General features: G+C 73.1%; 17 protein-coding genes. 15 read left to right on the top strand and 2 right to left on the bottom strand.

All coding sequences use genetic code 11. The features are described 5' to 3' along the window. Window positions 1–25: 25 nt before the first annotated feature. Window positions 26–1,045, bottom strand: a complete 1,020-nt coding sequence (locus O7546_RS21675) for a TAXI family TRAP transporter solute-binding subunit (RefSeq protein WP_194802306.1) — start codon at window positions 1,043–1,045, stop codon at window positions 26–28. Further along, window positions 1,021–3,315, bottom strand: coding sequence for a TRAP transporter fused permease subunit (locus O7546_RS21670; protein ID WP_269697469.1), 2,295 nt, complete (start codon window positions 3,313–3,315; stop codon window positions 1,021–1,023). Before O7546_RS21670 ends, O7546_RS21675 begins: the two co-directional genes overlap by 25 nt. Window positions 3,316–4,334: 1,019 nt before the next feature. Here O7546_RS21670 and O7546_RS21665 point away from each other — a divergent pair. From O7546_RS21665 to O7546_RS21595, 15 genes are all read left to right on the top strand, one after another. Further along, on the top strand, window positions 4,335–5,426 hold the full coding sequence (locus O7546_RS21665) for a YihY/virulence factor BrkB family protein (RefSeq protein ID WP_194802304.1): 1,092 nt from the start codon (window positions 4,335–4,337) through the stop codon (window positions 5,424–5,426). A 203-nt stretch (window positions 5,427–5,629) separates the two neighbouring features. Then, window positions 5,630–6,808, top strand: a complete 1,179-nt coding sequence (locus tag O7546_RS21660) for an ROK family protein (protein WP_194802303.1) — start codon at window positions 5,630–5,632, stop codon at window positions 6,806–6,808. Continuing rightward, window positions 6,805–8,385, top strand: coding sequence for a sugar ABC transporter ATP-binding protein (locus O7546_RS21655; protein WP_194802302.1), 1,581 nt, complete (start codon window positions 6,805–6,807; stop codon window positions 8,383–8,385). The genes O7546_RS21660 and O7546_RS21655 overlap by 4 nt, the downstream gene beginning before the upstream one ends. Window positions 8,386–8,461: 76 nt before the next feature. Beyond that, the gene (locus tag O7546_RS21650; RefSeq protein ID WP_269697467.1) at window positions 8,462–9,550 is read left to right on the top strand and encodes an ABC transporter permease; all 1,089 of its coding nucleotides are present in this window, start codon (window positions 8,462–8,464) and stop codon (window positions 9,548–9,550) included. Between the two features lie 91 nt (window positions 9,551–9,641). Beyond that, window positions 9,642–10,694: a substrate-binding domain-containing protein gene (locus O7546_RS21645; RefSeq protein ID WP_194802300.1), complete on the top strand. Its 1,053-nt coding sequence runs from the start codon at window positions 9,642–9,644 to the stop codon at window positions 10,692–10,694. Window positions 10,695–10,714: 20 nt separating this feature from the next. Further along, window positions 10,715–11,920: a Gfo/Idh/MocA family oxidoreductase gene (locus tag O7546_RS21640; protein WP_194802299.1), complete on the top strand. Its 1,206-nt coding sequence runs from the start codon at window positions 10,715–10,717 to the stop codon at window positions 11,918–11,920. A 206-nt stretch (window positions 11,921–12,126) separates the two neighbouring features. After that, the gene (locus O7546_RS21635) at window positions 12,127–13,275 is read left to right on the top strand and encodes an inositol-3-phosphate synthase (protein ID WP_194802298.1); all 1,149 of its coding nucleotides are present in this window, start codon (window positions 12,127–12,129) and stop codon (window positions 13,273–13,275) included. After that, window positions 13,272–14,171, top strand: a complete 900-nt coding sequence (locus O7546_RS21630) for an SCO3242 family prenyltransferase (RefSeq protein WP_194802297.1) — start codon at window positions 13,272–13,274, stop codon at window positions 14,169–14,171. Before O7546_RS21635 ends, O7546_RS21630 begins: the two co-directional genes overlap by 4 nt. Beyond that, window positions 14,168–15,064: a sugar phosphate isomerase/epimerase family protein gene (locus O7546_RS21625; RefSeq protein WP_194802296.1), complete on the top strand. Its 897-nt coding sequence runs from the start codon at window positions 14,168–14,170 to the stop codon at window positions 15,062–15,064. The genes O7546_RS21630 and O7546_RS21625 overlap by 4 nt, the downstream gene beginning before the upstream one ends. 34 nt (window positions 15,065–15,098) lie before the next feature. Continuing rightward, the gene (locus O7546_RS21620; RefSeq protein WP_194802295.1) at window positions 15,099–15,704 is read left to right on the top strand and encodes an EboA domain-containing protein; all 606 of its coding nucleotides are present in this window, start codon (window positions 15,099–15,101) and stop codon (window positions 15,702–15,704) included. A gap of 1 nt (window position 15,705) precedes the next feature. Then, on the top strand, window positions 15,706–16,557 hold the full coding sequence (locus O7546_RS21615; RefSeq protein WP_194802294.1) for a TatD family hydrolase: 852 nt from the start codon (window positions 15,706–15,708) through the stop codon (window positions 16,555–16,557). Beyond that, complete coding sequence (gene eboE / locus O7546_RS21610) at window positions 16,557–17,777, top strand: metabolite traffic protein EboE (protein ID WP_194802293.1); 1,221 nt, start codon at window positions 16,557–16,559, stop codon at window positions 17,775–17,777. The genes O7546_RS21615 and eboE overlap by 1 nt, the downstream gene beginning before the upstream one ends. Further along, the gene (locus O7546_RS21605) at window positions 17,774–19,168 is read left to right on the top strand and encodes a nucleotide pyrophosphatase/phosphodiesterase family protein (protein ID WP_269697459.1); all 1,395 of its coding nucleotides are present in this window, start codon (window positions 17,774–17,776) and stop codon (window positions 19,166–19,168) included. The genes eboE and O7546_RS21605 overlap by 4 nt, the downstream gene beginning before the upstream one ends. Then, window positions 19,165–20,232 carry a polyprenyl synthetase family protein gene (locus O7546_RS21600; RefSeq protein ID WP_194802291.1) on the top strand — a complete coding sequence of 356 codons (1,068 nt, stop codon included), beginning with the start codon at window positions 19,165–19,167 and terminating at the stop codon, window positions 20,230–20,232. Before O7546_RS21605 ends, O7546_RS21600 begins: the two co-directional genes overlap by 4 nt. 289 nt (window positions 20,233–20,521) lie before the next feature. After that, entirely contained in the window at window positions 20,522–23,356 is a 2,835-nt protein-coding gene (locus O7546_RS21595) for an RICIN domain-containing protein (protein WP_194802290.1), read from the top strand. Window positions 23,357–23,369 lie beyond the last annotated feature (13 nt).

Raw genomic sequence — 23,369 nt, 5'->3', positions numbered from 1 at the left:
CGAGTCCGGGCCCGGCCCGTTCAGGTCAGCTCGCGCCGAGGTCGCTCAGCGCCCGCTCCGCGCCGCGGTGCAGCGGCACCGGGTCGGTCTTGCGGGCGTTGCCCAGCTCGATGCCCTTCGCCGCCGGGTTCGCCTGGGCCAGGGCGTCCTTGGAGTCAAAGACCGTCCGGGTGATCGCGCAGGCCACGTCGGCGTCCAGGTCGTCCCGCACCAGCAGCACGTTCGGCACCACGATGGTGGGCACGTCGGCCGGGGTCCGGTAGATGTCCTTGCCGATGGTGCCCGCCTGGTACGCCGGGTTCAGCTCGGCCATCTTCGGCAGCAGCGGGCTGATGTCGACGAACTTCACCTTGTCGCCGGACGTGGTGAACAGGTCGGTGACGCCGCCGGTCGGTACGCCGCCGGACCAGAAGAAGCCGTCGATGCTGCCGTCCTTCATGCCGTCGACGGTCTTGGTGAGGTCCAGCCGCTGCGCCTGGATGTCAGTGGCCGGGTCCAGCCCGGCGGCGGTGAGCAGTCGGTTGGCGATGACCTCGGTGCCGGACTTCGGCGAGCCGGTGGAGATCTTCTTGCCCTTCATGTCGGCCACCGACGTGATTCCCGCGTCGGCGCGGACCACCACCTGCGTGTAGTTGTCGTAGATCCGGGCCAGCGCCTTCACCGGCTGCGGCGCGGTGAAGCTCCCCTTGCCCTGCACCGCGTTGACGGCGGTGTCGAACAGCGAGAACGCCACGTCGTACTGGCCGGCGACGAGCTGCTCGACGTTCTGCACGGAGGCGCCGGTCTCGGCGGCCGTCCCGGTGAGCTTGCCGTCTGTGGTCTTGCTCAGCTCACCGGCGAGCGCGTTGCCGACCACGTAGTAGACGCCGGTGGCGTTTCCGGTGGCGATGCCGACCCGGGTGTCCTTGGTGACCTTGCAGCTGACCTCGCGGGCGGCGTCGTCCTTCGCCGCGCCGTCCTGACGGCCCCCGCAGCCGGCGGCACCGGCGGCGACCAGGACAAGTGCCCCGACACCCGCCACTATCCTCGCGTCGATCCGTCCCACTCTCTCTCCTCCCCAAGGTCCACGGATTCTTCGACCGCCGGGCAGCCGGGGTGTCCGGCGGCGCCACGTCGGACGTACACGCCCGCGACCGCGAGCGCGGCGAGTGCCGCGCCGATCGCCATGGGCAGCGGTTCCAGCCAGAGCAGCACCAGCCCGGCGATCGCCCCGACGATCCGCTCCGGCACGCCGGCCGGGCCCACACCGGGTAGCCAGCCGCCGGCCGCGACCGCCAGCACCGCGACGCCGAGCGCCGACACCAGGCCGGCCGTCACGATCCGCCCAGGCCCGCCGATGCCGAGCAGCCCGAGGCCGGTGGGCGTGATGACGAAGGCCAGCGGGATCAGGTACGCCGGCAGCGCGTACCGCAGGGTCTGCCACATGGTCGGCACCAGCCGGCCGCCGGTGACGGCCGCGGCGGCGACCGCGGCGAGCGCGGTCGGCGGCGAGACCTCGGACAGCACCGCGAAGTAGAAGACGAACATGGCCGCGGCGGGCGCCTCGACGCCCAGGTTCAGCAGCGCGGGGCCGATGATCACCCAGCCGATGACGAACGAGGCGGTGACCGGCACGGCGAGGCCGAGCAGGCTGAGCGCGACGGCGGCGAGCACCGCGGTCAGCGCCAGCACCACGGCCGGCTCCGAGCTGACCGCCTGCGCGCCGTCGATCAGCAGCGCGGCGGCCTGCGGCCCGAGGCCGGTCTTCGTGGTGGTGGCGGTGATGATGCCGGCCGCGGCGCAGACGGCGCTCACCGCGAGCACCCCGCGTACGCCGTCGCGCAGCGCCGCCACCAGCCGGGCCGGCGTGAGCCGGTGCCGGCGGTCCAGGAAGGACAGCGCCGCCGCGATCACAGTGGCGATGACCACCGCCCGCATCGCCGACGCGCCGAGCGCCAGCACCACGATGATCACGAGAAGCGAGAGGAAGTGGTAGCCGAAGCGGGCCAGCAGCCGCCACGCCGAGCCGGTGTCGATGACCACCGGGCGCACGCCCGAGCGCCGGGCGTCGATCTCGACGGAGAGCAGGATGCCCAGGTAGTAGAGGATCGTCGGCACCGTGGCCCAGCCGAGCACCTGGAGGTAGGACACGCCCAGGTACTCGGCGATGATGAACGCGGCGGCGCCCAGCGTCGGCGGCGACAGGATCGCCCCCACACCCGCGGCGGCGAGCATGCCGCCCGCCCGCTCGGCCGGGTAGCCGGCGCGGCGCAGGATCGGCCAGGTCACCGCGCCGATGCTGACTGTGGTGGCGGCGCCGGAGCCGGAGACCGTGCCGAGCAGGAAACCCGACGCGACCGCGGTACGCCCGGCGGCCGTCCGCGAGCGGCGGAACGCGGCGGCGGACAGCTCCACGAAGAACCGGCCCGCGCCGGACAGGTCGAGCACCGCGCCGTAGATCGTGAACAGCACGATGTACGAGGCGGCCACGTCCAGCGGGGTGCCGTAGAAGCCGCTGTCGGAGTTGTAGAACGCGTCCACGAGCTGCCCGAAGTCGAGCCCCGCGTGCGCCACCGGCCAGGACTGCGGCAGCAGGCCGCCGTAGTAGCCGTACCCCAGGAACAGCACGCACACCGCGGGCAGGATCCATCCGGTGGTACGCCGGCACGCCTCCAGCAGCAGGAGCAGCAGCCCGGTGCCGAACGCCACGTCCAGCGGATCCAGCAGGCCCTGCCGGTCGAGGAAGGCGTCGTACCCGCCGCCACCGGCACCGATGGTGACCGGCAGCACCGGGTAGAGGCAGACGACGAGCGCTGCGAGGGCCAGCAGCCAGTCCACGGGCGTGGGCCCGCGCCGGTCGTCCGCGTCGTCCGCGTCGGCCTTGGCGCGTCGCAGCCGCACCCCCGAGGGGTACGCGAGGAAAACCACCGGCAGGACGCCGGCCAGGAAGAAGATGAGGTAGTACTTGCTGCCCTGAGCCAGCGGGAAGAACACCTGCCAGAGCGTCAGCAGTCCGACCGCGACGGTGACGCCGGTGAAGAGGACCCCGACCGGGCCGGCGAGCACCCGTCCCGGTTTCTCCTCCTCGAACCGGGCCGCCAGTTCACGGGCGTCCCGGGTCTGGTCCGGGCTCTCGCCCTTGTCGCGGGTCTCGTCGTCCTTGTCGCGGGCTTCGTTCTCGTCCGGGGTGTGGTGATCGTCCGCAGTGTGCTGCTCGCCTGCGGTGTGGTGCGCTGCTCGGCTGTGGTGGTGCGTCTCGCCCGGCCCGTCGTCGGCCCACTCGGGCCCGGCGACGCTTCCGTCGTCCGGCGGCAGCGACACCACCTCGGCGTCCACGTCGGACCCCGGTCGTCCGCCGGACGGCGGCCGGGGTTTGGGGGGAGTCGCGTCGGAGGGGCGAACGGGCGGCACGAGGGGGCACGATACGCGAATAGCGCGCATGTTGGGAACATTGCCGATCATGATTGCAATGAGTGACGGAATGGAGCTTCGCTCATTCGCGTCGCATATTTCTTGAAACTGTTTCGCAATGGTGGGAGGTGGTCTCGCGCGACTCTCTCCCGATATCGCTTACAACGATGAACAATGGGCGTGCCCGTGATGCTTGTCGTCACGCAACGTGTCCACTCAGGTGGGTGCGTCTCCCGTGTCGGCTCGCGCGGGGGACGCCCGTCGCGCCGGGTCGTGCGCGCTCGTGCCTGCCGCGCTCACCCGGTGGGGAAGTGGCCGGAGAGTGTGTTCGCCGGCTCGCGTTTCCACGGTCATCTCCACTTTCCCGAGGTGGTGGCATCGGAGGACGGATCACGCGTCACTTCAGCGCCCCGGCCTCTGCCGCCCGTGCCCCGCGCTCTCGCTTCCGCGCACGCCAGTGATCGACCCTCGGTGAGTGGAACGTCATGGGTGCTTCCGGTCCCGTTTGACACCCATGATGTTCCACTCGTCGTGACGGTCGTCGAGATGGTGGCGATTGGTGGTCGCGGCGGAGCGGCGGCTCGCCAGGATTTCGGGCGGGGGAGTGGTGGGGTGCCGGTGGGAGCGCTGCCCACGCCTTCTTTGCTCTGCAGCCATCGGCGCACATGGTTACGGAGCGTGTCCGTCGCGCGCATGGCTGCAGAGCAAGCGGCGGCCAGCGGTGTGAACGTGCCGACGGGGGAGGCGGCGGCAGGGTGCGAGCAGTGGGGCGCGAGTGGGGGCGTGGGTGGGAGTCGAGGGCAGGGCTCGGCCGGGGGCCGGGCCGGCAGGGAAGGGGCGGGGACCGGTCGCCGGCGGTCGAGTGGCCGGTTTGCGGGTGCGGTGGTTATCGCTGCCCTCGTCAGGGCATGTCGTGCGGGACGACATGACGACGAGGAGGTGCCATGGCCGCCCGCGACGACGCCCACGACGTCCACGACGACACCCGTGACGGGCGCGAGGACGCCCCCACCATGCGCGACGACGCCCGCGCCGGGCAGGACCGGCCCGACGGGCGGAAGCACGCCGGGCCGGTGGGGCCGGACGACGGGCCGGACAGCCCGGCCGACCTGTCGGCGACGGGCTGGATGGCGACCCTCAAGCGGACCGTGCGGGAGTTCCAGGACGACAGCCTGACCGACTGGGCCGCCGCGCTCACCTACTACGGCGTGCTCTCCATCTTCCCGGGCGTACTGGTGCTGATCTCGGTGCTCGGCCTGCTCGGCGACCGGGCCACCGAGGGGGTACGGGACACCGTCGGGCAGGCCGTGCCGGAGGAGAACATCCGCCGCATCATCGAGAGCGCGATCGACCAGGCCGGCCAGTCCGGCGGGCTGGCGAGCATCGCGGCGATCGTCGGTCTGGTGGCGGCGTTCTGGTCGGCGTCCGGCTACGTCGCCGCGTTCATGCGCGCCTCGAACAGCATCTACGACGTGCCGGAGGGGCGGCCGATCTGGAAGACGCTGCCGGTACGCCTCGGTGTGACCGCGGTGATCGGCGTGATGCTGCTGATCAGCGCCGTGATCGTGGTGTTCACCGGCGGGCTGGCCGAGCAGGCCGGCAACGCGATCGGCCTGGGCGAGACCGCCGTGACGGTGTGGAACATCGCCAAGTGGCCGGTGCTGCTGGTGCTGGTGAGCCTGATGTTCGCGATCCTCTACTGGGCCTCGCCGAACGCCCGGCACGGCGGCTTCCGCTGGGTCAGCCCCGGCGGCGTGCTCGCGGTGGTGCTCTGGCTGGTCGTGTCCGGCCTGTTCGCGCTCTACGTGAGCAACTTCGGCTCGTACAACAAGACGTACGGCGCGGTGGCCGGCGTGATCATCTTCCTGGTGTGGCTCTGGCTGAGCAACGTCGCGATCCTGCTGGGTGCGGAGTTCGACGCCGAACTGGAGCGCAGCCGCGCCATCGCGGCGGGGCACCCGGCCGACGAGGAGCCCTACGTGGAGCTGCGCGACGACCGCAAGCTGCGCAAGAAGGGCCGCGCGCCCTCCCGCTGACCCGAGAACGCACCTGACCCGAGATCGTGTCGCCCCGCCCGGAAGTCGCCCGGGCGGGGCGTCACGTTTTCATGATCCGTAACTCGCTTTTGTTCGTATGGACAAAAGTTTGCATCAGGCGTGCCGAAGCTATGGACATGCGGCCCGGAAGGCTCCTACTGTGTCGGACACAACACCCAACGCCGATGCGGAGGTGACTGCCGGTGCGGACGGTCGACCCCCTGCACGTACGGCTTCTGCGACTGCTCCGGGACGAGGGCGCGGTGTCCCGCGCCGAACTCGGCGACCGGCTCCAGATGCCCCGCCCGCGCCTGCTCGCCGAGCTGGAACGCCTGGTTTCCCTCGGATACGTGGCCGAGGCCGGGCTGGCCGCCTCCCGGGGCGGGCGCCGTTCCACCCTCGTCGAGCTGAGCCCGCACCTGCGCTTCGCCGCCGTCGACCTGGGCGCCAGCTCGATCGACGTGGAGGTGGTGGACGGCCGGCTGGAGACGGTGGCCGCCTACACCGAGGCCGCCGACATCCGCTCCGGTCCGAAGGTGACGCTCCAGCGAGTGAACGAGCTGCTGCACAAGGCCAAGGTGGACGGCGCGTACGAGCGGCTCGACGCGGTGGGCATCGGCGTACCGGGGCCGGTGAGCTTCCGCGACGGCGTGCCGGTCTCCCCGCCGATCATGCCCGGATGGGACCGGTTCCCGGTCCGTGAACTGCTCACCCGCGAGCACGGCTGCCCGGCGGTGGTCGACAACGACGTCAACATCATGGCGATCGGTGAGCGGCACGGCGGCGTGGCCCACTCCGTCGACGACTTCCTGTTCATCAAGATCGGTACCGGCATCGGCTGCGGCATCTACCTGCACGGCGAGGTCTACCGCGGCACGGACGGCTGCGCCGGGGACATCGGCCACATCCAGGTCGACCCGAACGGTCCGATGTGTTCGTGCGGCAACGTCGGCTGCCTGGAGGCCGTGTTCAGCGGCGCCGCGCTGGCCCGGGAGGCGACAGTCGCGGCCCGCACCGAGGTGTCCCCGGCATTGGCCGAGCGGCTGGCGGCCCGGGGTGCGGTGACCGCGCTGGACGTGGCGCAGGGGGCGATCGAGGGGGACGTCACCTGCATCCAGCTCATCCGCGACGGCGGCCGGCGGGTCGGCAGCGTGCTGGCCGGGCTGGTCAGCTTCACCAACCCGTCGATGATCGTCATCGGCGGCGGGCTCGCCCAGCTCGGCCACATCCTGCTCGCCGAGATCCGCAGCGTTGTCTACCGCCGCTCGCTGCCGCTGGCCACCGGCAACCTGCCGGTCGTCCTGTCCGAGCTGGGCCCGCGCGCCGGCGTCGCCGGCGCGGCGGTGCTCGCAAGTGACCTCGCGTTCGGAGAAGCAGCATGAGCGAGATCGGACGGCCCGAGGCCCGGCCGCTCGTCGAGGCGCCCGCGGACGCCGTCGCGGGCGAGGTGGTCCTGCGCCTCACCGACGTGGTCAAGACGTTCCCGGGGGTACGCGCGCTCGACGGCGTGCAACTGGAGGTACGGGCCGGTGAGGTGCACTGCCTGCTGGGGCAGAACGGCGCCGGCAAGTCCACGCTCATCAAGGTGCTGGCCGGGGTGCACCGGCCGGACTCCGGCGAGGTGCTCTGGCGGGGCGAGCCGGCCTCGTTCGCCAACCCGCAGGCCGCCATGCGCGCCGGCATCGCCACCATCTACCAGGAACTCGACCTGGTCGACGACCTGTCGGTGGCGGAGAACGCGTTCCTCGGCCACGAGCCGCGCCGGTTCGGCTTCGTCCGGCGGGGGCTCATGGCCCGGCGTACCCGGCAGATCCTGGCCCGGCTCGGCCACCCGGAGATCCCGCCGGGACGGCTGGTGCGGCACCTGCCCGCCGCCGGCAAGCAGATCGTCAGCATGGCCCGGGCGCTGTCCCACGAGGCCCGGCTGATCATCATGGACGAGCCGAGCGCGGTGCTCGCCCACGACGAGGTGGCGAACCTGTTCCGGATCATCCGGGAACTCACCGCGCAGGGCATCGCGGTTATCTACATCTCGCACCGGCTGGAGGAGATCCGCGAGATCGGCGACCGGGTCACCGTACTCAAGGACGGCCGGACCACGGCGGCGAGCCTGCCGGCCCGCGAGACACCGACCCGCGACCTGGTCGCCCGGATGACCGGGCGGACCATCGAGTACGTCTTCCCGCAGCGCCCGGCCGACCACGGGGGCGGCGCGGAGCTGTTGCGGGTGGACGGGCTGACCCGGCCCGGCGAGTTCGCCGACGTCTCGCTCGGGGTCCGGGCGGGAGAGATCGTCGGCATCGCCGGGCTGGTCGGCTCGGGCCGGTCGGAGCTGCTGGAGACCATCTTCGGCGCGCGCCGGGCACACGCCGGGACGGTCCGGGTGAACGGCCGCGCGCTGCGCCCCGGGAGCGTGGGCGCGGCGGTACGGGCCGGGATGGGCATGGCACCGGAGGAGCGCAAGAGCCAGGCGCTGCTGCTCGGCGAACCGATCTACCGCAACGTCACGCTCGCCACGTTCAGCAGGTACGCCCGTCTCGGCTTCACCGACACCGGACGGGAACGCGCCGAGGCCGACCGGATCGCCGCGTCGCTGGAGTTGCGGCCCCGGGACGTACGCCGGCCGGTGCGCACGCTGTCCGGCGGCAACCAGCAGAAGGTGGTGGTCGGGCGGTGGCTGCTCGGTGACACCCGGCTGCTGCTGCTCGACGAGCCGACCCGGGGCGTGGACGTGGGCGCCCGCGCCGAGCTGTACCAGGTGATCCGCGATCTGGCCGCCCGTGGCGTCGGGGTGCTGCTGGTCTCCAGCGAGGTGCCCGAGGTGCTGGGCCTGGCCGACCGGGTGCTGGTGATGCGGGAGGGCCGGGTGGTCCGTGAGGCCCCGGCCGGCGAACTGGACGAGAACACCGTGCTCGACCTCGTCATGGCGGGGTCCCTCATGGAAGGCGCACCGGCATGAGCGAGCGACAGCGAGCGAATCATCGACACAGCGCCGGAGAGCCTCATGGCGGCGCCGCGCGAAGCGGGGCGCCGGCATGAGCGAAGCCACCGACACCTCGCTGCCCGCGCAGTCGCCGCCGGTGGAGCGGACGGAGACCGCGAAGGTCGACGCGCCGGCGAAGCTCTCCTGGTGGCGCGGCGACGGCGGGGAGGGCGTCAAGCGCAACCTCGGCCTGCTCGCCACGCTCGTCGTGCTGGTGGTCATCGGCATCCTGACCCGCCCCGACCTCTACGGCGACCCGAACTGGGTGTGGGGCAACACGCTCACCATCCTCAAGCTCGCCTCGGTGGTCGGCGTGGTCACCGTCGGCATGACGTTCGTGATCATCGGCGGGGGCATCGACCTGTCGGTCGGCGCGATCGTCGCGCTCGCCGGGGTCTGGTGCACCACAGTGGCGACGCAGAGCTACGGCGCGGGCGGCATGATCTTCACCGCGCTCACCGTCGGGCTCGCCGTCGGCGTGGTGAACGGGCTGCTCGTGTCGTACGGGCGGCTGGTGCCGTTCATCGCCACGCTGGCCATGCTCGTCGCCGCGCGAGGGCTGGCGGCGGAGATCTCCGACAAGCAGACCCAGGTGTCGGGCAACACATTCATCAACGGCATCGCCAGCACGAACGTGCTCGGCATCCCGCTGCTGGTCTACATCCTGGTGGCGGTGGTGGCGGCCGGCTGGGTGCTGTTGAACCGCACCACGTTCGGCCGCCGTACGGTGGCGGTCGGCGGCAACCCGGAGGCGGCCCGGCTGGCCGGCATCAACGTCCGCCGGCACACCGTGATGCTCTACGCGCTGTCCGGTCTGTGCTGCGGCATCGCCGCGGTCATGCTGACCGCGCAGGCCACCTCCGCGCAGGCGGCGATGGCCAACCTCTACGAGCTGGACGCGATCGCCGCCGCGATCATCGGCGGCACGCTGCTCAGCGGCGGGCGGGGAACGATCATCGGCTCCCTGCTCGGGGTGATCATCTTCTCCACGATCACCAACCTGTTCGCCATCAACAACCTGTCCGCCGAGGCCCAGAACATGGTCAAGGGCGGCATCATCGTCGCCGCCGTCCTGGTCCAGCAGGTGCAGTTCGGCAGCCTCACCCAGTTCCTCGCCCGCAACCGGGCCACCACCACCTGACCCCACGCGCACACCCCGGCTGCCGTCGTACCGACGGTGGTCCGGCCCGCCACACCCGAAACCACCCCACCACCTCATCCCAGGAGGCGTCATGAGAACACCGCGCCATGACCTGTCCCGCCGCCGGCTGCTCTTCGGCGGGGCCGCCGTCTCCGCCGGGGTGCTGCTCGCCGGCTGCACCAGCAACGAGCAGAGCCCGACCGAGGCGCAGACCAAGGCGGCCGGTTCCGGCGCCAACACCGAGACGGGCAAGAAGGTGAGCATCGGCTTCTCCGCCCCCGCCGCCGACCACGGCTGGATCGCCGCGATCACCAACAACGCCAAGGCGCAGGCCGGGGCGTACCAGGACGTGGAGCTGAAGTCGGTCGAGGCCGGCGCGGACGCGGCGGCCCAGCGGGCGGCGCTGTCCACGCTGATCTCGCAGAAGCCCGACGTGATCGTGCTGCTGCCGCACGACGGCAAGGAGCTCAACGCGTTCGGCCTGGAGGCGATGAAGGCCGGCATCCCGGTGGTCAACCTGGACCGGGCCTTCCCGGACGCGCGCGCCTACCGGCTGCAGATCAAGGGCGACAACTACGGCATGGGGGTGGCCGCCGCCACCTACATCGCCGAGCAGCTCAAGGCCAAGGGCGTGAGCAACCCGGTGATCGGCGAGATCCCCGGCATCGAGTCGCTGGAGCTGACCCAGGAACGCTCGAAGGGGTTCGCCGACACGCTCGCCTCGTACGGGTTCAAGGTCGCCAACCGGCGGCCCGCGGAGTTCACAGTGGACAGCGGGCAGCAGGCCGCCACCGGCCTGTTCCAGGCGCTGCCGAAGATCGACGCGGTCTGGAACCACGACGACGACCAGGGCATCGGTGTGCTCGCGGCGGTCAACCAGGCCAACCGCAAGGAATTCATCATGGTCGGCGGCGCCGGCTCCAAGAAGGCCATGGAGGACATCGCCGCCGACAGCACCGTCCTCAAGGCCACAGTCACCTACAGCCCCTCGATGGCCTCCTCGGCCATCTCCCTGGCCCGCCTGATCGGCCAGGGCAAGGGCATGTCCGACCTGGTCGAACTCCAGGTACCGAAGGAGATCGTGCTCGCCTCCGAGACGATCACCAAGGAGAACGCGAGCGACTACCTGAAGCTCGGGTTCTGACACACGGGGGGAGACCCACCTTGTCCAGTCACGACAGCATCCTGCGGGTCGGCATGGTCGGCTACGCGTTCATGGGCGCCGCGCACTCCCAGGCGTGGCGCACCGTGAACCGGGTGTTCGACCTGCCGGCGCGGGTGCGGATGGCGCTCGTCTGCGGCCGCGACGAGCCGAAGGTGGCCGAAGCCGCCGACCGGCTCGGCTGGGACGGCTACACCACCGACTGGCGGCGGCTCGTCGAGTCCGACGAGATCGACGTGGTCGACATCTGCACACCGGGGGACAGTCACCGCGAGATCGCACTCGCCGCGCTCGCCGCAGGCAAGCACGTGCTGTGCGAGAAGCCGCTCGCGAACAGCGTCGCCGAGGCCCGCGAGATGACCGAGGCCGCGGCCCGGGCACGCGAGTCCGGCGTACGCGCGATGTGCGGCTTCAACTACCGGCGGGTGCCCGCTGTCGCCCTGATGCGGCAGCTGGTGGCCGACGGGCGGCTCGGCGAGATCCGGCACGTGCGGGCGACCTACCTCCAGGACTGGATCGTCGACCCGCAGTTCCCGCTGGTGTGGCGGTTGCAGAAGGACAGGGCGGGCTCCGGCGCGCTCGGTGACATCGGCGCGCACATCATCGACCTGACCCAGTACGTCACCGGTCAGCTGGTCAGCGGGGTCAGCGCGCTCACCGAGACGTTCGTGCGTCAGCGGCCCCTCGTCGCCGGGTCGAGCGGCCTGGCGGCGCAGGCCGACGGCAACGGCAGCGCCGTGGGGCCTGTGACAGTGGACGACGCGGCGGTGTTCGTGGCCCGGCTCGACGGGGGAGCGCTCGCCACGTACGAGGCGACCCGGTTCGCCACCGGCCGCAAGAACGCCCTGCGGGTCGAGATCAACGGCTCGCGCGGCAGCGTCGTGTTCGACCTGGAACGCCTCAACGAACTGGAGTTCCTGGACGCCACCCGGCCGGCCGCCGAGCAGGGCTTCAGCCGGATCCTGGTGACCGAGCCGGACCACCCGTACCTGGGTGCGTGGTGGCCGCCCGGCCACATCATCGGCTACGAGCACTCCTTCACCCACCAGGCGCGCGACTTCGTCGAGGCGGTCGCCACCGGCGCCGACCCGGCACCGTCGTTCGCCGACGCGCTTCAGGTCCAGCTCGTGCTCGACGCGGTGACCCGCTCGGCCGAGCGGGCCGCCTGGACGGAGGTGGAGCCCGCCCTGGCCGAAGCTTCCGCCTGACCCGAGGCGGGCCAGGCCCGCCCGACACTCACCGGCGCCGGCCGGCGAGGGCCCGTCGCGGTTGCGCCCCGCGGTGGGGACGAGGCCGGCTCCGGGGAGCGTGCCGCCGGTGTCCGCCGGCACGACCAGCACGGCCCTCCGGTGCGGCCGGACCGGGATTCCCCGGCCGCACCGGCGGACCGGCCTTACCTGGGGAGGTAGCGCGAATGCGTACGGGTGTCTGGCTGGTGGGTGCGCGGGGCTCGGTCGCCACCACCGCCGTGGTCGGGGGACTGGCCCTGCGGGCCGGGCTCACCGCGCCGACCGGCTGCGTGACCGAGCTGCCCGACGTGCGCGGGCCCGCCCTGCCGGGCTTCGCCGATCTCGTCTTCGGCGGCCACGACGTGGTCGCCACCCCGCTGACCAAACGCGCCGAGGCGCTCGCCGCCGCAGGGGTGCTGCCCGCCCGGCTGGCCGACGCCGTGGCACCCGACCTGGCCGCCGTCGAGGCGGCGCTGCGCCCCGCACCGGCCGAGGGCGACCAGGGCGAGCGGGTCGCCGCAGTGGTGCGCGACCTGACCGGGTTCCGGACCCGGCACGGGCTGGACCGGGTGGTGGTGGTGAACGTCGCCGCCACCGAACCGGCGCACGCACCGCATCCGGCCCACAGCGACCCGGCCGCGCTGCGCGACGCGCTGACCGGCCCGGCCGACGTGCTGCCGCCCAGCTCCGCGTACGCGTACGCGGCGTTCACCGCCGGCTGCCCGTACGTGGACTTCACCCCGTCCACAGGCGCCCGCCTGCCGGCCCTGGCCGCGCTCGCCGCCGAACGGAAGCTGCCGTACGCCGGGCACGACGGCAAGACCGGCGAGACGCTGCTCAAGTCGGTGCTCGCACCGATGTTCGCGATGCGGCACCTGGCCGTGCGCTCCTGGTCCGGCACGAACCTGCTCGGCGGCGGCGACGGTGCCACGCTCGCCGACCCGGCCGCCAACGCCGCGAAGGTGGGCAGCAAGCAGCGGGTGCTCGCCGAGACGCTCGGCTACCGTCCGCAGGGCCACACCCGGATCGAGTACGTCGAGGAACTCGGTGACTTCAAGACCGCCTGGGACCTGGTCACGTTCGCCGGCTTCCTGGGCACCGGCATGCGGATGGAGTTCACCTGGCACGGCTGCGACTCGGCGCTGGCCGCGCCGCTCGTGCTGGACCTGGCCCGGCTCACCGCCGCCGCCCACGCGGCCGGACGCGAGGGTCCGCTGACCGAGCTGGCGTTCTTCTTCAAGGACCCGCTCGGCGCGACCGGCCACGCGCTCGGTGACCAGTGGACGGTGCTGCGGGACTTCGCCGCCGGCCTGCACGCCCGGGTGACGCCGTGACCCGCCTGGCCGACCTGGCCGAGCTGGTGCGCGCGCCGGCCGCGCTCTCCGTCCCGGGGGATGTGCTCTCCGGCGCGGCGGCCGCCGGTGCGCTCGGCCCGCGCACACCGGCCCTGGCCGGCGCGTCGGTGCTGCTCTACTGGGCCGGGATGGCCGCCAACGACTGGGCGGACCGGCGGCTGGACGCGGTCGAGCGGCCGGATCGCCCGATCCCGTCCGGCCGGGTGCGCCCGTCGGTCGCGCTCGGCGTCGCGTCCGGCCTGAGCGCCGCCGGGCTCGCCGTCGCCACCGCCGCCGGAGGCCGCCGCGCGGCAGCGGTCGCGCTCCCACTCGCCGCGACGATCTGGGGGTACGACCTGCGCGCGAAGAACACCGCCGTCGGGCCTGCGGTGATGGCCGCCTGCCGAGGGCTGGACGTGCTGCTCGGCGCGTCCGGCGGCCGGGTGGTCCGGGCGCTGCCCGCCGCGTTCACAGTCGCCGCGCACACCTGGACCGTGACCGCGCTGTCCCGCCGCGAGGTGACCGGCGCGGACCGGCGTCTGCCCGGCCTCACACTGGCCGGCACCGCGCTGATCGCGCTCACCACCCCGGCCCGGCCCACCCCGTCCGCCACCGGCTCCGGCCGCAGCGGTGCCGGCCGCGCCGCCCGGCTCGGGGAGCTGGTGCCGGCGGTCCTCGCGGCCGGGTACGCCGCCCGTTACGGCCGGGCGCAGGCCCGGGTGCTCGCCGACCCGTCGCCGTCCCGGGTGCGGGCGGCGGTCGGTGCCGGGATCACCGGGCTGCCCGCGTTGCAGGGCGCGCTGACCGCCCGCGCCGGGGCCCGGCTGCTCGGCCTCGCCGTGGCCGGCGCCGCCCCGCTCGGCCGCCGCCTGGCCCGACTGATCTCACCGACATGACCGCCGCGCCGGCCACCCGGGCCGCCGCCAGCCTGCTGTCCGGGCCCGGTGCGCTGCGCTTCGGGTACGGCACCAACGGCTTCGCCAACCACCGGCTCGGCGACGCGCTGGCGGTGCTCGCCGACCTCGGGTACGTGGGCGTCGCGCTCACCCTCGACCACGACCACCTGGACCCGTTCGCCCTCGGCCTGGCCCGCCGGGTCGCCGCCGTACGCCGCCGGCTGGACGCGCTCGGGCTGGCGGTGGTGGTCGAGACCGGCGCCCGCTACCTGCTCGACCCGTGGCACAAGCACGCGCCGACGCTGCTGCACGACGATCCGGCCCGGCGGGTGGAGTTCCTGCGCCGGGCCGTCCGGATCGGCGCCGACCTGGGCGCGGAGGCGGTCTCCTTCTGGGCCGGCGTACGCCCGCCCGGCGTACCACCCGATGTCGCGGCCGACCGCCTGGTCGCGGGCTGCGCGACCGTCTGCGACGAGGCGGCGGAGGTGGGCGTGCCGCTGGGCTTCGAACCCGAGCCGGGCATGCTCGTGGAGGACGTCGCCGGGTGGTGGTGGCTGCGCGAGGCGCTCGGCGCGCCACCAGGCTTCGGCATCACGCTCGACATCGGACACTGCCGCTGCCTGGAGCCGCTGCCGGTGCCGCAGTGCGTGTCCGAGGTCGCCGCGCACCTGGTCAACGTGCAGATCGACGACATGCGCCGGGGCGTGCACGAGCACCTGGAGTTCGGCACCGGCGAGATCGACTTCCCGCCGGTGCTGCGGGCCCTGGCCGACGCCGGCTACCGCGGCCTGGTGGCAGTGGAACTGCCCCGGCACTCGCACGCCGCCCCAGCCGTCGCCGCCCGCTCACTGGACTTCCTGCGCACCGCCGCCTCGCGCGGCGAGGGGCGGTGACCCACCACCTTCCACCCGGCAGAGGGGAGACGGCATGACACCCGACCGACTGTGCGCCGCGCTTCGGGGCGTACCCGATCCGCAGTGGCTGGACGCGGCGCTGCGCCGCGTCGCGACCGAACCCACGGCGATCGGGCGGTTCTTCGCCACCGCCGCCCGGCGGTGCGGTCGTCTGCCGCTGCCCGACCCGCCGGGCTGGACGGCGGACGAGGCGGCCCGGGCGCTGCTGCTGACCGCGCTGCCGCACGGCCACGCCGCCGCCGCGGAGACGCTGTACCGGCAGGGCGACGCCGCCGAGAAACGCGCGGTGCTGCGCGCGCTGCCGCTGCTGCCGATCGGCGCGGAGTGCGTGCCGCTTCTGCACGACGCGATCCGCACCAACGACACCCGGCTGGTCGCCGCCGCGCTCGGCCCGTACGCCCGGCACCTGGAGCAGGCGACCTGGCGGCAGGCGGTGCTCAAGTGCGTGTTCACCGGCGTACCGCTCGCCGTGGTCGACGGCCTGCCGGAGCGGGCCGACGGCGAGCTGGCCCGGATGCTCGCCGCGTTCGCCGCCGAGCGGCACGCCGCCGGTCGCGACATGCCCGCCGACGCGGCCGACCTGCTGCGCCGGCTGACCATCCCCACCACGGAGGCGTGACATGCGCATCTTCGACCCGCACATCCACATGACGTCCCGCACCACAGACGACTACGAGCGGATGGCCGCCGCGGGTGTCCGCGCGGTGGTCGAGCCGGCGTTCTGGCTGGGCCAGCCGCGTACGAGCGTGGACAGCTTCGTGGACTACTTCGACTCGCTGATCGGGTGGGAGCCGTTCCGGGCCGGCCAGTTCGGCATCCGGCACCACGCCACAGTGGCGCTGAACCCGAAGGAGGCGAACGACCCGCGCTGCCGGCCGGTGCTCGACCTGCTGCCCCGCTACCTGGACAAGGACGGCGTGGTGGCGGTCGGCGAGATCGGCTACGACGCGATGACGCCGGCCGAGGACGCCGCACTGGCCGGGCAGCTCGCCCTGGCCGTCGCGCACGACCTGCCCGCACTGGTGCACACGCCGCACCGGGACAAGGCGCGCGGCGTCGAGCGGACGCTCGCGGTGGTCACCGAGTCGGGCATCCCGCCCGGGCGGGTGCTGGTCGACCACCTCAACGAGGTGACAGTGGAGCTGGTCCGGGACACCGGCTGCTGGCTGGGCTTCTCGATCTATCCGGAGACCAAGATGTCGCCGCCGCGCATGGTGGAGCTGCTGAAGCGGTACGGCACCGAGCGGATGCTGGTGAACTCGGCGGCCGACTGGGGCCGCTCGGATCCGCTGCTGACCCGGGCCACCGGGGAGGCGATGCTGCTGGCCGGGTTCGACGCCGACGACGTGGACCGGGTGCTGTGGCGCAACCCGGTCGAGTTCTACGGCCAGTCCGGCCGGCTCGACCTGACCGACCTGGAGGCCGCAGACCCCACCTTCGCCGGCAACTCGATCGCGCGCGGGGGGCAGTGATGCGGCTGCGTCACGCCGACGGCACGGTCGTCCACCTCGGCTACTGCACGAACGTGCACCCGGCCGAGGATTTGCCGGGCATCGTCGCCCAGCTCGACACGTACGCGGTGGCGGTGCGCCGGGCACTCGACGCCGACCGGCTCGGGCTCGGGCTCTGGCTGGCCGCGCCGGTGGCCGCCGCGCTCGCCGCCGACCCGCCGGCCCGCCGGCGGCTGCGGCACGAGCTGACCGTACGCGGGCTGGAGGTGGTCACGCTCAACGGCTTCCCGTACGCCGCGTTCCAGGCCCCGGTGGTGAAGGGCGCGGTGTACCACCCGGACTGGACCAGGCCGCAGCGGTCGGCGTACACGCTGGACCTGGCCCGGGTGCTCGCCGACCTGCTGCCCGACGACGCCGTCCGGGGCTCGATCTCGACGCTGCCGATCGCCTGGCGCACCCCGTGGGACGCCGCGCGTGCCGCCACCGCCCGGCGCCGGCTGGACGCGCTGGCCGACGGGCTGGCCGCCGTGCAGCGGGAGACCGGCCGGGTGATCCGGGTCGGCTTCGAACCGGAACCGGGCTGCCTGGTGGAGTCGACGGGACAAGCACGCGAGGTATTCTCAGACATGGATACCGACCGGCTCGGGATCTGCCTGGATCTCGCGCACCTGGCGTGTGCCTGGGAGCAGCCGGCGGATGCCCTGGCCGGGCTGCGTGCCGCCGGGCTGCCGGTGGTCAAGGTCCAGGTGTCAGCGGCGATCGAGGCGCCCGACCCGGCCGGGGCGAGCGCGGCGCTGCACCGTTTCGTCGAACCGAGGTTCCTGCACCAGACCCGGGCCGCCGGTTGCGCCGGCGCCGCCGATCCGGCCGATCCGGCGTACGCGGCCGACGACCTCGACGCCGCACTGGACGCGCGGCTGCCGGGGGCGTGGCGGGTGCACTACCACGTGCCGTTGCACGCCCCGCCCGAGCCGCCGCTGCGCTCCACCGTGCCGGTGCTGCGCGAGGCGCTTGCCGCGTTTTACGCCGGTCCGGTCGCCGGCTGCGACCACCTCGACGTCGAGACGTACACCTGGGGGGTGCTGCCGGAGGCGCGGCGGCCGCGCGGTGACGCGGAGCTCGCCGCCGGCATCGCCGCCGAGCTGGCGTTCGCCCGCGACGAGCTGACCGCGCTCGGCCTGGCCGACGGCGGCGCGCAGGGTGCTCCGGGTCCGCGGGCGGCGGAAGGCGTGCCCTCGTGAGCCGGCGGCTGGTGGTGCTCGACGTGGTCGGGCTGACGCCGCGGCTGCTGGCGCACATGCCCCGGCTGCGCGCGGTGGCCGAAGCCGGGTTCGCCGCCGAGCTGGGCACCGTGCTGCCGGCGGTGACCTGCTCGGCGCAGTCCACGTTCCTCACCGGTGAGCTGCCCTCCGGGCACGGCGTGGTGGGCAACGGCTGGTACTTCCGCGACCTGGGCGAGGTGCTGCTCTGGCGGCAGCACAATGCCCTCGTCGGCGGCGAGAAGGTGTGGCAGGCGGCCCGCCGCGTCGAGCCGGGCTACCGGGTGGCGAACGTCTGCTGGTGGTACGCGATGGGCGCGGACGTGGACTGGACGGTCACGCCGCGCCCGGTCTACCACGCCGACGGCCGCAAGGAGCCGGACTGCTGGACCGACCCGCCCGAGCTGCGGGACACGCTCACCGACGCGCTCGGCACGTTCCCGCTGTTCAGCTACTGGGGTCCGGGGGCCGGGCTGCCGTCCTCGGCGTGGATCAGCCGGGCCGCGCAGCGCATCCTCACCGACCATGCCCCCGACCTGACCCTGGTCTACCTGCCGCACCTGGACTACGACCTGCAACGCTTCGGCCCGTCCGGTCCGGAGGCCGCCGTCGCGGCGGCCGAACTGGACACCGTGCTCGGTCCGCTGCTGGACGCCGCGCGCGAGCAGGGAGCCACAGTGCTGGCGTTGTCCGAGTACGGCATCACCGACGTGTCCCGCCCGGTGGACGTGAACCGGATGCTGCGCGCCGAAGGGCTGTTGCGGGTCTACACCCAGGCCGGGATGGAATACCTCGACCCGTGGACGTCACGGGCGTTCGCGGTGGCCGACCACCAGGTGGCGCACGTCTACGTCAGGGATCCGGCGGACGTGCCGGTGGTGGCGAAGCTCTGCGCCGCGCTTCCGGGCGTGGCCGAGGCGCTCGACGCCGCCGGGCAGGCCGGGTACGGGCTGGATCACCCCCGATCGGGTGAGCTGGTGCTGGTGGCCGAGCCGGACGCCTGGTTCACGTACTACTACTGGCTCGACGACGCGCGGGCGCCCGACTTCGCCCGGCTGGTGGAGATCCACCGCAAGCCCGGCTACGACCCGGCGGAGCTGTTCTTCGACCCGGCCGCGCCGGGTGCGGCGAAGCGCCGCGCGGCGGTGGCGCTGGCCCGCAAGAAGCTCGGGCTGCGCTACCTGATGTCCGTGGTGGGGCTGGACGCGGGCGCGCGGGCGGTACGTGGTTCACACGGGCGCCTGCCCGCCGACCCGGCGGACGGCCCGGTGCTGATCTGCTCCGACCGGGCCGCGATCCGGCCCCGGGTGGAGGCCACCGATGTGAAGGCGTTGCTGCTCGAACTCGCCGGACTGGCCAGGGAGGCACCATGACCGTAACCGTCGCACCGACCGATCCGGCCCTGCTGCGGGGCCGCTTCGACGCCGCGCTAGCCGCGTTCCTGGACGCGAGAGAGCCGGATCGGCCGGACGACGGTACGGGGGCCGTCCACACCGCTGTGCGCTGGTTCGTCCTGGCCGGCGGCAAGCGGATGCGGCCGTTGTTCTGTTACTGGGGCTGGCGGGGGTTCGGTGGCCCGGACGGCCCGTCGATCGTGACCGCCGCCGCCTCGCTGGAGCTGTTCCACGCGTTCGCGCTGATCCACGACGACATCGTGGACCGCAGCGACCGCCGCCGGGGCGCGCCGACGCTGCACCGGTTCTTCGCCGACCTGCACACCCGCTCCGGCCGGCCGGGCGACCCGGCGGCGTACGGGCGGCAGGCGGCGCTGCTCTGCGGGGATCTCTGCGCCACCTGGTCGGCGCAGATGTTCCACGGATGCGGGCTGCCGCCCGAGCGGCTGCGCCGGGGGCACGTGCTGCTGGCCCGGATGCGCTCGGAGGTGATCGCGGGGGAGTACCTGGACGTGGTCGGGGCGGCCGGGGACGGCTCGGTGGCGAGCGCGCTCACCGTGGTACGGCTGAAGACGGCCCGCTACACGGTGACCCGTCCGGTGCAGATCGGCGCCGCGCTCGCCGGTGCCCCACCGGAGGAGGTGGCGGCACTGGCCGGCTTCGGCGATCCGCTCGGTGACGCGTTCCAGCTGCGCGACGATCTGCTCGGCGTGTTCGGTGATCCGGCGGTGACCGGCAAGTCCAACCTGGACGACCTGCGGGAGGGCAAGCCGACGGTGCTGCTGGCGCTGGCCCGGGCGTCCGCCTCCCCGGCCGGCGCGGCCCGGCTGGAGGAGCTGGTCGGCGATCGGGAACTCGATCAGGCGGGCGCGGCCGAGGTGCGGGGCATCGTCGAGGAGTCCGGCGCCCGGGAGGCGGTGGAGCGGATGATCCGCACCCGGGCCGACGCGGCGCTCGTCGCGCTGGAGGCGCTACCACTGGCGGAACCGGCGCGACAGGTGCTGGCGGCGCTCGCGGAGCGGGCGGTCGACCGCCATGAGTGACACCTACTTTTGTCGCTGAGCGGCGAAAGTCAAAGCCGATCGATCAGAAGCTATGGACAGGCTGATCGAAAGGTCTTAATGTCGTGCACAGCACAACGCTGTTTCGCCGAGGTGATCGCCCCGCACCAGATCGCCCCGCACCGCCCGCCTCGGCGAGGTGACCTCCGGCCCTGACCGGAGGTCGCGGCCCGCCGACCTCCCGGCGGGCCGGCGCAGCATCCCCCTGCTCGGCATCCGGCGCGACGCGCGCCCGGTCCTGGCTGCGCGCGTCAGGAAGGGACAGCACAGCATGTCCAGCCACCACCACCCCCGTGCCCGACGACCGTTCGCCGCTGCCGCAGCGCTGCTGCTCGCGGCCACCGCCGGCACCGTCACAGTGGCCGCGGCGTCCGTTCCGGCGTCCGCCCACCCGATCTCCGCGAGCGACTTCCAGCAGGTCGAACTCGCCCGCGGTGTCGCCGAGACCGGCGAACCGATGTCGCTCGCGGTGCTGCCCGACCGGTCGGTCCTGCACACCGCCCGCAACGGCACGCTGCGCCGCACCGACGCGGCCGGCGCCACCACTGTCATCGGCACGCTGCCGGTCTACACCCACGACGAGGAAGGGCTCCAGGGCGTCGGCGTCGACCCCGGCTTCGCCTCCAACCGGCACATCTACCTCTACTACGCGCCGCCGCTGTCCACCCCGGCCGGCGACGCGCCCGCCACCGGCACCGACTTCTCCGCCTGGCAGGGCGTCAACCGGCTGTCCCGATTCACGCTCAACGCCGACTTCACGCTCAACCAGGCCAGCAAGGTCGACGTGCTCGACGTACCGGCCGACCGGGGGCTGTGCTGCCACGTCGGCGGCGACATCGACTTCGACGCCGCAGGCAACCTCTACCTGTCCACCGGCGACGACACCAACCCGTTCGACTCGGCCGGCTACGCGCCGATCGACGAGCGCACCAACCGCAACCCCGGGTACGACGCGCAGCGCAGCGCCGGCAACACAAACGACCTGCGGGGCAAGATCCTGCGGATCAAGGTGAACGCCAACGGCACGTACTCGATCCCGGCCGGCAACCTCTTCGCGCCCGGCACCGCGCGGACCCGCCCGGAGATCTACGCGATGGGCTTCCGCAACCCGTTCCGGATCAGCGTCGACAAGGCCACCGGTGTCGTCTACGTGGGCGACTACGGGCCGGACGCCGGCACCACCACCGCCCGCGGCCCGTCCGGGCAGGTCGAGTTCAACCGGGTCACCGGGCCGGGCAACTACGGCTGGCCGTACTGCACCGGCACCAACACGGCTGCCGAGACGTACGCCGAGTGGGACTTCGCCACCGGCACCGCCGGCGCGAAGTTCAACTGCACCGGCGGCCCGGCGAACAACTCGTTCCGCAACACCGGCCTGGCCACGCTGCCGGCGGCGAAGCCGTCCTGGATCCGCTACGCCGGCGACGCCGGCAGCCCGCCCGAGTTCGGCGGCGGCTCCGAGTCGCCGATGGGCGGCCCGGTCTACCGGTACGACGCGGCGAACCCCTCCACCACCAAGTTCCCGCAGTCGTTCGACGGGCAGTTCTTCGCCACCGAGTTCGGCCGGGGCTGGATCAAGCCGATCCACGTCAACGCCGACGGCTCACCCGGCACCATCGACAGCTTCCCGTGGACCGGCAAGCAGGTGATGGACTCGGCGTTCGGCCCGGACGGCGCGTACTACGTGCTCGACTACGGCACCGGCTACTTCAACGGCGACGCCAACTCGGCGCTGTACCGCTTCGACTACCTGGGCGGCGCCAACCGCGCCCCGGTGGCCCGTGCCGCCGCCGACCGGACCTCCGGCGCCGCGCCGCTCGCGGTGGCGTTCTCCTCGGCCGGCTCGTCCGACCCGGAGGGTGGCGCGCTGACGTACGCCTGGACGTTCGGCGACGGTGGCACCTCCACCGCGGCGAACCCGTCGCACACCTTCACCGCCAACGGCAGGTACACCGCCACGCTCACCGTCCGCGACCCGCAGGGCGCCACCGGCACCGCGAGCGTGACTGTCACAGTGGGCAACACCGCGCCGACGGTGGTCATCGAGACGCCCGGCAACGGCAAGCTGTTCTCCTTCGGCGACACCGTGCCGTTCCGGATCACCGTCACCGACCCGGAGGACGCCACGATCGACTGCACGAAGGTCAAGATGACCTACGTGCTCGGCCACGACCAGCACGGCCACCAGATCACCTCGGCGACCGGCTGCACCGGCTCGATCGCCGTACCCGTCGACGGTGAGCACGACGACGCGGCGAACATCTTCGCCGTCTTCGACGCCGAGTACACCGACTCCGGCGGCCTCACCACGCACACCCAGCACACGCTCCAGCCCCGGCACCGGCAGGCCGAGCACTTCAGGACGTCGTCCGGGATCAACACGTTCGACAAGGCCACCGCCGAGGGCGGCAGGACCGTCGGCGACATCCACAACGGCGACTGGATCGCGTTCCAGCCGTATCTGCTGGCCGACGCCACCGGGTTCACCGCCCGGGTCTCCTCCGCCGGAGCCGGCGGCACGCTCCAGGTGCGGGCCGGCTCGGCCACCGGCACCGTGCTCGGCTCGGCCACCGTCCCGGTCACCGGCGCCTGGGACACGTTCACCACAGTCACCGGCACGATCGCCAACCCGCCGTCCGGCACCACCACGCTCTACCTGACGTTCGCCGGTGGCACCGGGGCGCTCTACGACCTGGACGCGTTCACGCTCACCACGTCGGCGGTCCGCACCGGCCCGGTCAAGGGCCTGGCCGGCAAGTGCCTGGACGTGCGCAACGCCGCCACCGCCGACGGCACCCAGATCCAGCTCTACACCTGCAACGGCACGACGGCGCAGTCGTGGACCGTGACGCCGAACGCCACGGTGAAGGCGCTCGGCAAGTGCCTGGACGTGTCCGGTGGCGGCAGCGCGGACGGCACGAAGATCCAGCTCTACGCGTGCAACGGCACCGGCGCGCAGAACTGGTCCGCGCAGGCCGACGGGACGCTGCGTAACCCGCAGTCGGGCAAGTGCCTGGACGTGTCCGGCAACAACTCGGCCGACGGCACGGCGGTGCACCTGTGGACCTGCACCGGCGCGGCGAACCAGCGCTGGACCCTGCCGTGAGGATGAAGGAGAA

Source organism: Micromonospora sp. WMMA1976 (assembly GCF_027497335.1).
Classification (GTDB): domain Bacteria; phylum Actinomycetota; class Actinomycetes; order Mycobacteriales; family Micromonosporaceae; genus Micromonospora; species Micromonospora aurantiaca.
This window is presented reverse-complemented; position numbering and strand designations above follow the sequence as displayed.